This window comes from Microvirga aerophila, from assembly GCF_003332305.1.
Taxonomy (GTDB): Bacteria; Pseudomonadota; Alphaproteobacteria; order Rhizobiales; family Beijerinckiaceae; genus Microvirga; species Microvirga aerophila.
This window is the reverse complement of record NZ_QOIO01000086.1, coordinates 1-13,098: the sequence shown is the minus strand read 5'-3', so window position 1 is coordinate 13,098 and position 13,098 is coordinate 1. Positions and strand designations below refer to the sequence as shown.

General features: G+C 56.8%; 12 protein-coding genes and 4 pseudogenes. 13 read left to right on the top strand and 3 right to left on the bottom strand.

Annotated elements, in window-relative coordinates:
- Window positions 1-212: 212 nt before the first annotated feature.
- The 4 genes and pseudogenes from DRB19_RS26870 to DRB19_RS26855 form a co-directional block, all read left to right on the top strand.
- A pseudogene (locus tag DRB19_RS26870) lies at window positions 213-455 on the top strand (integrase core domain-containing protein); the annotation flags it as partial.
- A gap of 65 nt (window positions 456-520) precedes the next feature.
- Window positions 521-1,289, top strand: a pseudogene (locus DRB19_RS26865) (IS5 family transposase).
- Window positions 1,290-1,387: 98 nt separating this feature from the next.
- Window positions 1,388-1,515, top strand: a pseudogene (locus DRB19_RS32000) (IS3 family transposase); the annotation flags it as partial.
- A gap of 189 nt (window positions 1,516-1,704) precedes the next feature.
- The gene (locus DRB19_RS26855; RefSeq protein ID WP_114189068.1) at window positions 1,705-2,709 is read left to right on the top strand and encodes a metallophosphoesterase; all 1,005 of its coding nucleotides are present in this window, start codon (window positions 1,705-1,707) and stop codon (window positions 2,707-2,709) included.
- A gap of 130 nt (window positions 2,710-2,839) precedes the next feature.
- On the opposite strand, the pseudogene DRB19_RS31390 reads toward DRB19_RS26855, so the two are convergent.
- Window positions 2,840-3,066, bottom strand: a pseudogene (locus tag DRB19_RS31390) (hypothetical protein); the annotation flags it as partial.
- A 107-nt stretch (window positions 3,067-3,173) separates the two neighbouring features.
- Between DRB19_RS31390 and DRB19_RS26845 the strand changes: the two are divergent.
- The 3 genes from DRB19_RS26845 (at window position 3,174) to DRB19_RS26835 (ending at window position 4,994) form a co-directional block, all read left to right on the top strand.
- On the top strand, window positions 3,174-4,001 hold the full coding sequence (locus tag DRB19_RS26845; protein ID WP_245439849.1) for an IS5 family transposase: 828 nt from the start codon (window positions 3,174-3,176) through the stop codon (window positions 3,999-4,001).
- Window positions 3,884-4,675 (top strand): transposase, encoded by a 792-nt coding sequence (locus DRB19_RS26840; protein ID WP_245439848.1) that lies wholly within the window; start codon window positions 3,884-3,886, stop codon window positions 4,673-4,675. The genes DRB19_RS26845 and DRB19_RS26840 overlap by 118 nt, the downstream gene beginning before the upstream one ends.
- A gap of 133 nt (window positions 4,676-4,808) precedes the next feature.
- Complete coding sequence (locus DRB19_RS26835) at window positions 4,809-4,994, top strand: hypothetical protein (RefSeq protein WP_114189064.1); 186 nt, start codon at window positions 4,809-4,811, stop codon at window positions 4,992-4,994.
- A 235-nt stretch (window positions 4,995-5,229) separates the two neighbouring features.
- Here the strand turns inward: DRB19_RS26835 and DRB19_RS30370 are convergent, their stop codons facing one another.
- Complete coding sequence (locus DRB19_RS30370) at window positions 5,230-6,159, bottom strand: DUF3405 domain-containing protein (RefSeq protein ID WP_147022904.1); 930 nt, start codon at window positions 6,157-6,159, stop codon at window positions 5,230-5,232.
- A 414-nt stretch (window positions 6,160-6,573) separates the two neighbouring features.
- On the opposite strand from DRB19_RS30370, the gene DRB19_RS30365 reads away from it, so the two are divergent.
- From DRB19_RS30365 to DRB19_RS26820, 3 genes are read left to right on the top strand one after another with little or no spacing between them, the layout of a single operon-like run.
- The gene (locus DRB19_RS30365; protein WP_147022903.1) at window positions 6,574-6,984 is read left to right on the top strand and encodes a COG3415 family protein; all 411 of its coding nucleotides are present in this window, start codon (window positions 6,574-6,576) and stop codon (window positions 6,982-6,984) included.
- A complete protein-coding gene (locus DRB19_RS31995) occupies window positions 6,963-7,100 on the top strand; it encodes a winged helix-turn-helix domain-containing protein (protein WP_114189062.1) in 138 nt (45 codons plus the stop codon). The genes DRB19_RS30365 and DRB19_RS31995 overlap by 22 nt, the downstream gene beginning before the upstream one ends.
- 18 nt (window positions 7,101-7,118) lie before the next feature.
- Window positions 7,119-7,508: a transposase gene (locus DRB19_RS26820; protein WP_162815900.1), complete on the top strand. Its 390-nt coding sequence runs from the start codon at window positions 7,119-7,121 to the stop codon at window positions 7,506-7,508.
- 90 nt (window positions 7,509-7,598) lie between these two features.
- On the opposite strand, the gene DRB19_RS26815 is transcribed toward DRB19_RS26820, so the two are convergent.
- Window positions 7,599-9,767: a bi-domain-containing oxidoreductase gene (locus DRB19_RS26815; protein ID WP_162815899.1), complete on the bottom strand. Its 2,169-nt coding sequence runs from the start codon at window positions 9,765-9,767 to the stop codon at window positions 7,599-7,601.
- Between the two features lie 589 nt (window positions 9,768-10,356).
- Here DRB19_RS26815 and DRB19_RS26810 point away from each other — a divergent pair.
- Genes DRB19_RS26810 through DRB19_RS26800 form a run of 3 tightly spaced genes read left to right on the top strand, consistent with a single transcriptional unit; the run spans window position 10,357 to window position 13,024 of the window.
- The gene (locus tag DRB19_RS26810) at window positions 10,357-11,073 is read left to right on the top strand and encodes a hypothetical protein (RefSeq protein ID WP_114189059.1); all 717 of its coding nucleotides are present in this window, start codon (window positions 10,357-10,359) and stop codon (window positions 11,071-11,073) included.
- Window positions 11,060-11,845: a WecB/TagA/CpsF family glycosyltransferase gene (locus DRB19_RS26805; RefSeq protein WP_114189058.1), complete on the top strand. Its 786-nt coding sequence runs from the start codon at window positions 11,060-11,062 to the stop codon at window positions 11,843-11,845. Before DRB19_RS26810 ends, DRB19_RS26805 begins: the two co-directional genes overlap by 14 nt.
- Window positions 11,846-11,851: 6 nt before the next feature.
- Window positions 11,852-13,024 carry a glycosyltransferase gene (locus DRB19_RS26800; RefSeq protein ID WP_147022902.1) on the top strand — a complete coding sequence of 391 codons (1,173 nt, stop codon included), beginning with the start codon at window positions 11,852-11,854 and terminating at the stop codon, window positions 13,022-13,024.
- The last annotated feature ends 74 nt before the right edge of the window (window positions 13,025-13,098 follow it).

Below are 13,098 nucleotides of genomic sequence, written 5' to 3'. Positions count from 1 at the left end.
CACGACACCTACTGATCCGCGCTCGCAGCGCATCCGGGCAAGTCGCAAGGGGGCGGCCATGTAACGAGTTCGGGCTCTCAGCCCAAGGTCTATCGGCGGCCTGCCCGCACCTTCGTGCTCCCGGTGCCCCGCGTCCCAGATGGGCTCACCATAGCACCGCTTCCGGAAGAAAGCAGATGGACGCATAAGGCACCGCAAGCATCATGCCCGATAATGGTCAGGTCGAGCGCATGAACCGCACGATCAAGGACGCGACTGTCCGGCGCTACTACTACGACAGCCATGACCAACTTCGGCAGCATCTGGCCGACTTCGTGAGCGCCTACAACTTCGCTCGAAGGCTCAAGACGCTAAAGGGCCTCACACCCTACGAGTTCATCTGCAAAACCTGGCTCAAGGAGCCCAAACGTTTCAAATTTGACCCGGTCCATCAAATGCCGGGACTGAACATCTAGGGTGTGTTGTCGCTTGAACTGATTGGATCGACTTGCGTTTTGCTCCTCCGGGATGAGGAGGAGCAATGCTCAGCGACGGACAATGGGCTCTTCTGGAGCCCTTGATTGAAGCGTGCCGGCCGAAAGGCAAGACCCCGCCACAGGACCTGCGGCGCACTCTTTCTGCCATCCTGTGGCGGCATCAGAACGGAGCCAAATGGCGGGCTGTCCCTGAGGAGCTGGGACCCTGGTGGCGGGCGGCCCAGATCTTCATCCGCTAGGCACGCGCTGGCGTCTGGGAGCGCTTGCTGATCCTGGTGCAGGAGCGTGGGATCAAGCTTGGGATGGTGTTTCTCGATGGCACCAGCGTGCGGGCGCACCAGAAGGCCGCCGGGGCTCGTCGAAAGGGGGATCTCAAGCTGAGCGAGATGATCGTGAAGCACTTGGCCGCTCTCGTGGCGGCTATGGCACCAAGGCTTGCGTGATCGCCGACGCCTCTGGCCACGCCATCGCCTTCCGTATCGCCCCTGGGCAGGCGCGTGAACTGCCCCATGCCATCCCGCTGCTGGAGCAACTGCCGGGTGTGCCAACGTGGGTGGTCGGAGATCGCGGCTACACCAGCCATGCCTTTCGTGAACACATCTGGAGCATCGGCGCACGCCTGCTATTCCGCCGCAGCGCCATGAGGCGCCGGTGGCATGTCCCGATTGGATCTACAACAACCGCAATGTCGTCGAGCGGCTCTGGGCCCGATTGAAGGAGTGGCGAGCCGTTGCAACCCGCTACGAAAAGACTGCCTCATCGTTCATGGGCATTCTCTGCCTCGCCGCTACACTCGATTGGATCAAGCGATGACACGCCCTAGTGGCCCACAGAGCTGGCGTTACTTCAACCGGCTGTCCCACTGGCGCAAGCTGGTCGCCGCCTCCGAGTATCGGGCCCTCCAGAACTATGTCCGCGAGCTGCAGCGCCAGCTCGGAAGAAAAATTCTAGAGGACGAGATCTTCAAGGACGCGCTGGCGGTCGCCGCTGGGACAGAAAAGCCGCTGTAGTGCGCGCTGTTGCGGCCCAACGACGGTTTTCATGAGCGCTGTCTGTTCGAGTTCTGGCTGTCAAGGAGCTAACCTATTTTCATTGCAGCTTCAGGTAGAAGGTGCAGGCTTTACGTTCGCATTGACTAGACCCGTAAGAGTGTAATCATGAGCTGCTCCGCCCTGCGTTGTACCACGATGTGATTGATGTGCATGATGCCCCAATAATGGAATATCTCATGTCCTATCTGGAGAAGCACTCTGATCTCACTTCTCAGGAGAGAGACGGTCTGGCAGTGCTGGAGCCGCGTCTCGGAAACTCATACATTAGGCAACGCCTGGATCTGGAAGCGAGCCATGAGGCCTTGGCATTGCGCCAGCGCCGCCAGTTCTTCAGTCGCGAAGGTTTGCTTTCCAGCCCGCCTCTGATTCGCGGATGCTTACGGCTCCTGGGCTTGCAGGAAAGGGCTCGGCGTAATGCTCTTGCCATCGAGGTTCGTCACCACACGGTACACATTCCTCACTTGCCGGATGTGTTCGAAGGATTCTTGCTCCTTCACCTCTCGGATCTCCATTTTGGCATGAATGACCAGTTCCTTGACACTCTCGTCCAGCGTCTCGAGCCACTGTGCTACGACCTTTGTGTGCTGACGGGCGATTACCGCGCCCTTACATTTGGACAGTACGAGGTGGCGCTTGATGGCCTAAAGCGCCTGCAGCCATTCTTCAAAAGCCCGTCCTATGCGATTCTGGGCAACCACGACACAATCCGTATGGTGCCCGTGATGGAGTCTCTGGGGTATAGACTGTTGTTGAACGAGTCGACAATGGTTTCGCGAGGCAACGACTTCATTTACCTAGCTGGCATCGATGACGCCGGCTTCTACCACATGGATAATCTCCATCGCGCGGCAAACGATATTCCACCTGGAGCCGTGTCGATCCTTCTTTCGCACACTCCGGAGACTTATCACCATGCGGCGTGTGCCGCATTCGATCTAATGTTGTGCGGTCACACTCATGGCGGCCAGATCTGTTTGCCAGGCGGCATACCCATTCGGACTGAGGCCGCGAGCCCACGCCGCTTAGCACGAGGGCCATGGCAATACCGCAGCATGATCGGTTACACCTCCGCCGGTGCTGGCACCTGCATCGTGGATGCCCGCCTGAACTGTCCGCCCGAGATCACCCTGCATCGGCTTCTATGCCGTCCTACGCCGCGTTCTAGCAGCGCTGGTGAGTAGGGCCGGGCGCGGATCATCAGCCAAACAGCACCGAGAGCGGAGTCAATTTAACACTACAGTTGCACCTTTCGTTTGCGATGTGTGGCTTGCGCCATGGCCTGAAGCGCTCGTCGCCAACTGGACCATGCGGTCACGAAGGCAGGCTCGATCCGGCGCTGATGAAGGCATGTGGCGACGCGGCAGATTTCCTGGAGAGACCATCGCACCAGCGCTGCAGCCGGGCCTTGTCGTTTCTTTTTTGGGTGAGGTGAAGCTGTTGGCGCGCTCACGCACCACCGCCATCATGGCGAAGGCGAGCATCACCAGCGGCACATGCTGGTGCCAGCCGTGCCACGAGCGCGTCTTGCTGTGTGTAAGAGGCTGGTGAGCAATTTTATTGCTTGATCTAAGTGTTTGATTCAACATGAATTTGGAGCTGGCTGCTGCGGCGGATGTGGGCTGTGTGACGATCCGGGAGCCCCGCCATGGATGCCTGTTCCTACGCCAGGGATCTCACCGATGCCGAATGGGCGCTGCTCGCGCCCCTCGTCCCCCGCAGCCATCCAACGGCACGGCGGCAGACCTATCCGTTGCGGCGCATCGTCGATGCCATCTTTTATCTGCTGCGCACGGGAGCGCAGTGGCGGCGGCTGCCGCATGAGTATCCGCCGCGCGGTGCTGTCTTCTACCACTATGCTCAGTGGCGCGAGGATGGCACCTGGGAGCACGTGACCCAGGTTCTGCGTGAGAGTTACCGCTGTAAGATCGGCCGCACTCCGCAGCCGACAGCAGCGATCATCGACAGCCAATCGGTCAAGACCGCCGAGATGGGCGGACCGCGTGGCTATGATGGCGGCAAGAAGATCAAGGGCCGCAAGCGCCATCTGCTGGTTGATACGCAAGGCAATCTGCTGAAGAACAGCGTGCATCCAGCCGACATCCACGATCGCGCCGGAGCCGAACTCCTGCTGGAGGGGCTGCAGCATCTGTTTCCGGCCATTGACTTGATGTGGGCCGACACGGCTTATCGAGGGCTGAAGGACTGGTTGCGCAGAGCGCTTGGATGGAAGCTGTCCATCCCGCAACACTGGTGGACCGGGGTGTCTGGACGCGGGCAGACGCAGAGCCGCCAACGCGCCCGAGCGGCTTTCAGGAGCTCGCGTGCAGGTGGGTGGTGGAGCGGACCATCCAGCGCGTGGTGTTCGCGCCAACCGGCGCTTATCACCGGGCCTTGGAGCGGAGTCTTGCGACCACCGGCCTGCCGCTGGCGAAGATTAATCCCCGCCACGCCCGCCGCTTCGCTGAAGCCTTAGGTCAGCTCGCCAAAACTGATCGGCTCGATGCAGCCCTGCTGGCGCGCTTTGGGGCGCTGCTCGAACCGCCCACCCGGCCTGTGCCCACTCCAACCCTGGACGCGATGAAGGAGCTGTTGGTCGCCCGGCAGGCGCTGATCAAGGACCGCACCGCTGCCCTCAATCGGCAGAAAATCGTGCGTTCTCCCCTGTTGCGGCGCCAACTCGCACAGCGGCTGCGCCAGATCGCTCACCAACTTGCTGCCATTGAGGCCCACCTCCTCAACCTGTGTAAGGGGGATGCGGATCTCGCCCCGCGACTGGCCATCCTCATGAGCGTTCCGGGCATCGCCCAAGCCACCGCCTTGAGCCTGCTCGTCGGTATGCCTGAACTTGGCAGCCTCGATCAGGGCCAAGTGGCAAGTCTCGCCGGCGTGGCCCCAGTCGCGCATGACAGCGGGACCTCACGCAGCCGCCGCATGATCCGAGGTGGTCGCGCAAACCTGCGTCAGGCGCTGTACATGCCGGCCCTGGTGGCAGCCCGCTTCAATCCGGATCTGAAAGCCAAGTACCAAGCCTTGGTCGCGGCGAAAAAACCCGCCGAGGTTGCCCTGACTGCGATTATGAGAAAGCTCATCATCCTGGCTAATGCACTCTTGCGAGATCAGCGGCACTGGACACCACAACCTGCTTGATCAAGACGGATACTCTAGAAGTTTTTCAGCGCGTCCTGCGGTGCCGGAATAATGCTGTTTGACGCGCACCGACTTGCCGCTCTTCGGAAAATCAGGTCTCGTCCTGCATCAGCGTTGCATCCGCATTACCTAGGTGCTGAACGCGTCGGGCAAGCAAACCCTCGTGCAGCGCATCGGCACACCAGTCCATGCGGGCGAGGAAGTCCTGCCCGCAATCGAGCGTAGCGTCTGGAGCGTCAGCTGGGTGCCAGCCGCTTTTGCGTTCCAGCGGCGCCCGCAGTTTCCTCAGGCAGGCTTCAATTTAAAGGCGGTTCGCTGATGCCAAAGCCTAGAGCAGTCCGCATTACGAAATCATCTTAGTCGCGGATTTCGCTTGAATGCGACACTGCTCGACACCTCTTTGTCAGTGACAAGCACAAATCCGGCTGTAGCATCACCCCCCTCTGAACAGCAATTCAGTGACAGTTCAGCACAATTACGCGGGTACACGGCGCGGTAGCGGATCGCATTGTCAAGCAAGGCCGTATCTTGGCAGCTACGCCCCTCCGAAGCAATCAATCCTTCAGAGCACGCCACCGCGTTAGAAGCCAAGCCCTGATTACAAACCAGGCGATGACCCGTTTGGCGCTAACTGTCACCCACCTTGCGAAACTCTTGTCAGCCTCTGAATACCATCGAAAGGCACCGGAAGGTTTGACCGGATGCCAAAGTATGTTTGCCTGATGTGGCACAGCCTTGAAGGCCCAGCGAAATACGAAAGTCCCCGGAGACAAGGAAGGTGTTCTGGGCGTATTAAAATAAAAACGATTAAGATTTTCAGGCTGCACCCAAGGACCGTTGCCGCCAATGTCTTCAAGTATGAACCCGGAATTGTAAAGGATGGTTGGCCAAGTAATTTCGTAATGTCCACCGCAACCATCACAATACGCATTGTGGATTTCCTGCGCGCCACGCTTGCTTAGTCGGTAAATCGGGAGAAATGATTTCATCAGGGCCTCACTGCGATAGGCCCGATTGGAAGGCGAGATGAATCGAGGGGTTGCCAAGTTTCGACCTGGTGTTTTCATGTGGCGGTAAATGGTTGTTGTAAGCAGATCTGCAGAGCTTTTGCTGAAAGCATCCATTAGAAAAGACCATTTTCCTTCATAATGGACATCATACTCGATGCCCCAGTAGTAATCATAATCTGGATGCTCAGATATAAAATGAAGCATGATTAAATCTGTATTACCGGGATTAAGCTTCCAATGCTCACGGCGGCACTTTTCAGGATATGGAAAGCGAAGTAAAATATTGCTGTCGCACAATGACAGTACTCCACTTTCAATTAGCGCGTTGTACTTATTACCATGGGCCGAGAAATCCTCACAGTTAAGCGCGATGAAAATTTCGAAGCCAAGTGAGCACTCCTGCTTCAACCTTTCATAGTAAGCTACTAAGTATTCATTGAGGAAATGAGTTTTGATGACGACAGCATTACGCATGAATATTGCTCCTGGCGACATGCTGCGTCCCGAGTCCGAGGCGAGCTGATGATATGGAACACATAAGAGGCCGGCTAGCATTCTGCTCAAGAATGCTCCGTTGCCACAAAGCGGCAAGAAGCCTTTCGTGAAGCAGCTAGATGTTACATGTTGCTGCGCGTTGCGTGAAGGGGCGCGGTATGGCAGTTGTCGCTAGCGGCTCGCTCAGTGGCATCCAAGCAGAACGCGTCTGAATCCAGCGCTAGATCGATCAAGCTGAAGGACGATAGGCAGTTAGTACAATGGAGCCTGTTTTCTCCTAAAGACCTTAGACTTTACGGCCTTAGGCGTACTCGCAGGCGAGCTTCAGCCTACTTGTCACTGCAAGGGGGGCAGACGCAACTGGGGAGCGGGGCGCTGTTGATGAAGGTCAGCATGGCCGGGCTCCCGGTCCGTCAGGACTACGCGCCATCCGCTCTACGCTCGCGGGCGGCTTGCGAGAAGGATTGTCGGGCCGCCCTGCGGTTGCTGGCCATCGCCAATGCCCTGGAAGGCATGACCCGAGCCGAAGCGGTGCGGCTGGCCGGCATGGAGCGTCAGGCTCTGCACGATGCCATCCTGAGCTTCAATGCTGAGGGCCCTGACGGTCGGCACAACCGGCCCTGGGTCGGTCGCCCGGAGCAACTCACTTCCGACCGGCAGGCGGCCCTGAAGGCGCATATCCTGCGCAGGCCTCAGCCGGAGCGTGATGGGGTCAGCGCCTGGCTGACCTGTGCGAGCATGTCGAACGAGCCTATGGCGTCACCTACAGCTAGTGGGGGCTCTTGTGCCTACTCAAGCGGCTGAACCCGCCGCGTCAGAAGACCCGTCCGTCGCACCCGAAGGGGGATCCGGCCGCACAGGCGGCGTTCAAAAAAGGAGCTGCCCTCAAAGCTGTAAACCATCGCGAGATAGTATCCTGACGCCCGTCTTCAGCTCTGGTGTTAGGACACGGCACGCTTTGGTCAGAAGGGCCGGACAACAAGGGTCTGGTACGAGCGCGGGGTGCGTCCACCTGGCGTCCCGGCACAGATGAGGCCTTCGCGCTGGCCCTGCCGCGGGTGAATGCCGACACGATGGACATCTTTCTGAAGCACTTTGACCGTCAGCTCGCGCCCGGTGTGCACGCAGTGCTCGTGCTCGATCAGGCCGGCTGGCATGACGAGCGGGCCCTGCATGTGCCAGGCACCATCACCCTCTTGCCCTTGCCGCCGGCGTCACCTGCGCTGAACCCGGTCGAACGGGTCTGGCTCTACCTGCGCGAGCGCTACCTCTCGCATCGTGTGCTGGACGACTACGAGGCTATTCTGAAGACGGTCTGCCCCGCCTAGAACAGACTTTTCGATGGGACTGGCCGTCTCACAAGCCTGACAGCCTACCCGTATCTGGCCGCGTCAGCGATTTCCCGAGCGGGTATTAAGCTAATCATCTAAGTCAATGCAGCCCCCTGTTCTTGCTGCCTCCACCGCCAATAGGGTCAGACGAGTCGTGTGCATGATCTCATCGAACGAGACCGGAAGCGGGCCATCACTCACGAGCGCATCAGCAAATGCCCTCATCTGCTCAGCTTGCCCTTTGTCGCCCCCATACCGGCGTTTCAGGGGACGCCTCATTCCGGGGCCATAATGCTCGAGTTGCGTGAAATTCGACATGATGGCGCTTTGCTGGCCGCCATGCACTTCGAGGTACTCCTTACCAATGCTGGAACCACCTTGGGTCACGTACGCCAGAGTACCGGTGCTCCCGTCAGCGTAAGTAATCACGCAGGCGATACTATCCGCATCATCGTCGTGTCGGTTGACTGGGTTGAGAGATGATCCACTTACACGGATCGGCGTGCTTCCGGTCAGGAATGCAAAAACATCTAGGAAATGTCCGGCCTCACCTATGAAACGGCCACCCTCTGCTGGATCTCTCTGCCACGCCGTTGGATCAAGAGCTCCCGCGTGAATACGATATATCAGCTGGAGAGGTCCGCTACCGCGGAACAGCTTGGCAATATCAGTGATGATGGGCGAAAAACGTCGATTGAATCCTACTTGAAGTCTCGTATTACCGGTTTGGCGTGCGGTGGATTCTATAAGCTCCAAGCCTTCGGCATCTACGGCGAGTGGCTTCTCTACGAAAACCGCCTTCCCTGCGCGTAGAGCCTCCGCTGCAAGCGCGGCGTGGGACCTGTGTCGAGTTGCAATGACGACAGCGTGAATTGTTGGGTCACTCATGATAGTGCGCTGATCCGTGCCGTGAACTAAGACACCAAATCGTTTGGCTGCACTCGCGGCTGTTAGACCAGTGTTCGTCACCAAACGGGCGATCGAGATGCGCTGATCGCGCGTAAGATACGGAAGCAGCATACTTGAAGCGTAGTTCCCAGCCCCGATGACGCCTATTGATACCACCTGAGTCCTCTGACTGGTTGGGGTTTCACGCGCCACTTCCCTCCCGGGCAGGCGATCTCCCCGCCCATTGACATTGTAGTCAAAGAGGATCCCGATCCCTGGCAATGTACCCTCATGCATGCGATCGTAAACCTCAGTTGCATCCTCGAACGATCGCACGACATTCACGAGCGGTTTCAAGTCAATTTGCTTCGATGAGACTAGCTGAAGGAATGCCTCCAGATTTCGTCTCTGTGTCCACCGCACATATGGATAGGGATAATCGCGGCCCTCGTCCTCGTAGATTGCGTCGTAGCGTCCTGGTCCATACGATCGAGAGAACCTGACATCGATCTCCTTCTTAAAAAAAACGTTATAATCGAGGTCAAGTTTGGTCTTGCCGACGATAACAATTCTCCCGCGATCACGCACTGCGGTGGCAGCCAAATCAAGAGGCGCGTTATCGTTTGAGCCGGCTGTAAGCAGCACAACATCTGCGCCCCGTCCTCCAGTCAGCCGATTGAGCGCATTACGCCAGGACGACTCATCTGGCATTCCTGCGGCGGTAACATGTGCGGCCTTGGCCAGACTGCTTCGTTCTGCAGAGAGATCAACTCCGATGACATGCACTCCAGCGGCGACCAGAATTCGGGTTAAGATCTGGCCCACGAGGCCGAGACCTATCACGACTGCGACTTCGCCTAAGAAGCATCCAGACTGGCGGTAAGCATGGAGTGCCACAGCACCAATGGTGGTGAAGGCAGCCTGCTCAAGCGCTACGTCATTTGGTACGGGAACCACAAGGTTACGCGGCACAAAATTGTACTCAGCATGATTCGCTAGATTGGCCCCAGCTGCTGCAACTCTTTGGCCAACAGAGAACTCAGTCTCTCCGGCATTAATCTCTACAATATACCCCGATAGTGAGTAGCCCAAAGGAGTGAGTTGCTCGAGCCTGTTCATGACTTTCTGGTAGGCTGCCCGCAACCCTTGCTGACGCATTGTGTCGACGACTTGTCTGACTTGGTCGGGACGGGCTTGCGCCTTATCGAGAAGGTTCATACGTGCTTCACGCACTTTGGTCCCTTCCGTTCCAACTGAGACTACGCTAAAGGCGGTGCGAATAATAACACCACCCGCACGCAGAGCCGGATACCCTACATCTTCTAGAGTAATTTTTCCGCTCCTGTAACTTTGTCCGAGTTGTTTCATAGCACTTGCTCTTTGCGGTTGGTTGCTCTTAGCATTCTCGCTTATAACAGGATCAGTAGCGCACGTTTTCCCGGTGGAGTGCGAGACTTGGCTGCACTTTACATCATTTACTGTAGAATATCGAATTGGGCAGGCGCAGGTGAATAGGATCTTCCTCGAAGACATCTTCGAGCAGGTTGAGGCCCGGCTCGACGCGAGTGGTTTCAGCGGATGGGATCCCTACGATGCTCTAAACAGCAAGCTGTTTGCTTCGACGCCATTGATAAAGAGCCGCCTTGCGCGCCTTGCCTGGAGCCAATTGTTCAAACGCTCCCCTCTTAATCTACGTACGCTGGCGCGGGTGACACCGACTGCCAACCCGGTCTCAATGGCACTAGGGGCAAGAACCTATCTTCGAGCTGGAGAGTCAGATAAATGCCGAAACTTAGTCAGGCACTTGCTTCTCGCGCGGTGTAGCCCAACCGTCTGGGGTCAGGGAGCGTGGGGTTATCCGTTCGCATGGCAGGCCAAGGCATTCTATGTTCCACTTGGAACCCCCAACGTAATCGCAACTGCTTACGCTGTGCGCGCCCTTGTTGAATGCGCCAGTATGGTCGACGACGATCTAAACGCTATTGTTGATGGTGCAGCGGCGTTCGTAGCCAGCACATTGGCCAGGCAATCGGCTGTGCGAGGCCGATACATTGGATACGTACCTGGGGCAGATACGATGGTACACAACGCCAACCTGTGGGGAGCGTTCGTGCTCGCGCTCGGATGCTGGTCCGGCGGACCGCTGGCGTGGCGTGACTTAGCGGATGCAGCAATCGACCGTTCAGTTCTCTCCCAGAGGGAAGACGGGGGATGGTACTATGGTGAGGCTCTCCACCACCGATTTACCGACGGCTTTCACACAGGCTACGTACTTGAGGCGCTCGACCTTTGCCGCTCCCTTCTTGGTAGGACCGACTTAAACACGCCAATAAATCGAGGGCTGGAATATTATCTTGAAAAGTTCCTGCTATCCGATGGCACAACTCCCTACTACAGCAACGGGCGCGGGCCACTTGACGCCAACAATTTTGCTCAGATGGTTATTACGCTCGATAGGCTGCGCCCAACATCCGGCTGGGCCGATATAGCTGATACTGTACTCTGCTCCGCCATAAGAAACCTGTGGCTTCCAAGCAAGCGCGCATTTGCCTATCAACGGAAGGGGCGTGTCATGTCTCATATCATCTACCCTCGTTGGACGCAGGTTTGGATGATGCACACACTCGGTCTCCGGCTTCTCGCGAGTAGGGGGTTTGGTCATGACCAGAGATGATTTGATAAAGTACGCTCAACGTGCACGAGTCAACTTTCTCGACTGCTCGCTTGATGCTCTCTCCATGTCTGAAACTCTCGAGATCGTCGAACTGGCAATCCGCGAACAGACCCAGATTCAGCATGTCGTGGTCAACGTCGCGAAGCTTGTTTCGATGCGTCAAAATCCAGTTCTAAGGTCGGATGTTATGGAAAGCGATATTGTCAATGTCGACGGCATGGGAGTTGTCTTTGGCTGTAGGTTGTTCGGCATCCATATTCCGGAGCGCGTGAGCGGAATCGATCTAATGCAGGCAATCCTTGATCGATGTACGCGTGAGGGCTGGCGACCTTATTTTCTAGGCGCACGCCAAGATGTCCTCACCACTGCTATGATGAAGATTAAACAACGATACCCAGGAATCGAGATTGCAGGATATCACCACGGCTACTTTGGAGAGTCAGAAGAGGACACGATTGTTGAGGCAATCCGTTCCGCTCGTCCAGACCTACTCTTTGTCGCGATTTCTAGTCCCAAAAAAGAACGATTCGTAAGGCGCTGGCGAGAAATGTTTGATGTGCCCGTCGTTATGGGCGTTGGTGGATCGATTGATGTTATCGCCGGACTTGTGAGGCGCGCCCCGGCTTGGATGCAGATGACAGGGCTTGAATGGCTGTACCGCCTTGCGCAGGAGCCAAGGCGGATGTGGCGCCGCTATTTGGGCACGAACCTCGCCTATGCTTGGATACTCACTACGAAGATGGTCGGGCATAAGCGGCCCTCACCACGATGAGCTGCGTTGCGACCCGCACGCCCGACGAATGAGGTACTTGAACTTCTGTACATCATGCCAAATGTTTTGATACTCCAGCGAGTTGTTCCATCCTACCGCTTGCCAGTTTTCCGCCGCATTTATGCGGAACTCGGCTGGCCGGTTGCCTATGGCAGCAACATTGTCAGTATGCAGATGCGTCTGGAGGCGAACGAGCCATTCCTGCATGGGTTCGAGTTCCGACAGCGAGGTGAGAGATCAACACAGGTTGACGTACCCATCAAAGAAATCATTGATACGTTTCGCCCAAGCGCCATTGTCGCTGAAGGCGCATTGGGTATGTCCTCGACTTGGGAGCTTCTGGTCCGGCGATGGTCTAGATCCGGCCCAAGGGTTTTCTTTTGGACCATTGGCTACCATCCGGAGCGGTCCCGCGACGGAATAAGAGGGCTAATTTCGCAGGCTCCGTATTTTGCTGCATATGCGGGAGCAGATGGGTGCATTCTGTACGGCGAGGACGGGCGAAAGCATTTGCGCAAAGTGTTCCCAAATAAACCTCTGTTTGTCGCCCAAAATACCATTGATATCGACCACGTCCGACATTTCCGGGACACTGCCCTCCCACATTTGAGACGAGGGTGGCCGGAATTAGTGTCGATCGGTCGCCTGACTAGAGAGAAAAATTTTCCGATCCTTGTTCAAGCATTTCTGCTCTTTAGAACGCACTTCCCTGATGCGCGCCTGACAATCCTCGGAGATGGACCGGAGCGCTCGGCTATCGAGCACACTGCCGGGCCGGAGCTTAACAATTCCGTTAGTCTACCTGGCGCCATTTACGATGAAGGCGAAATCGCGCGATACATGCTAGCAGCCGATGCATTCGCTATGGGCGGGCGGATTGGTCTCTCAATAAATCATGCACTTGCATATGACCTTCCTGTAATTGCTTTTTCTCGATCTCCTGATGGTCCATACCATGGAAGCGAAATCATGAGCCTAGTTAACGGGATCACCGGACAGGTTGTACCTGAGTACAAGGCCTCCTCCATGGCAGATGCCATGGCAGCATTCTTCACACAGTACCCGGAGCCAAAATTAGCCTTTCAGACCTCAATCAGGAGGTTCGTGAACAAGAATCTCACGGTTGACAGGATGATCGATGGTTTCCGTGCGCTCGCGTGCCACCTTGAAAAAGAATAATACCAAGAGGCGTGAAGGCTGACTCATTCAGGGTTTTCAGCCGGGCGCATGTCTGATTCCATGCTGGCGACAGG

Excerpts from the sequence above, each read along its gene's own strand:
- DRB19_RS26855 (WP_114189068.1), top strand. The coding sequence starts at position 1,705 with ATGTCCTATCTGGAGAAGCACTCTGATCTCACTTCTCAGGAGAGAGAC.
- DRB19_RS26845 (WP_245439849.1), top strand. The coding sequence starts at position 3,174 with ATGGATGCCTGTTCCTACGCCAGGGATCTCACCGATGCCGAATGGGCG.
- DRB19_RS30370 (WP_147022904.1), bottom strand. The coding sequence starts at position 6,159 with ATGCGTAATGCTGTCGTCATCAAAACTCATTTCCTCAATGAATACTTA.
- DRB19_RS30365 (WP_147022903.1), top strand. The coding sequence starts at position 6,574 with ATGGCCGGGCTCCCGGTCCGTCAGGACTACGCGCCATCCGCTCTACGC.
- DRB19_RS26815 (WP_162815899.1), bottom strand. The coding sequence starts at position 9,767 with ATGAAACAACTCGGACAAAGTTACAGGAGCGGAAAAATTACTCTAGAA.
- DRB19_RS26810 (WP_114189059.1), top strand. The coding sequence starts at position 10,357 with ATGGTCGACGACGATCTAAACGCTATTGTTGATGGTGCAGCGGCGTTC.
- DRB19_RS26805 (WP_114189058.1), top strand. The coding sequence starts at position 11,060 with ATGACCAGAGATGATTTGATAAAGTACGCTCAACGTGCACGAGTCAAC.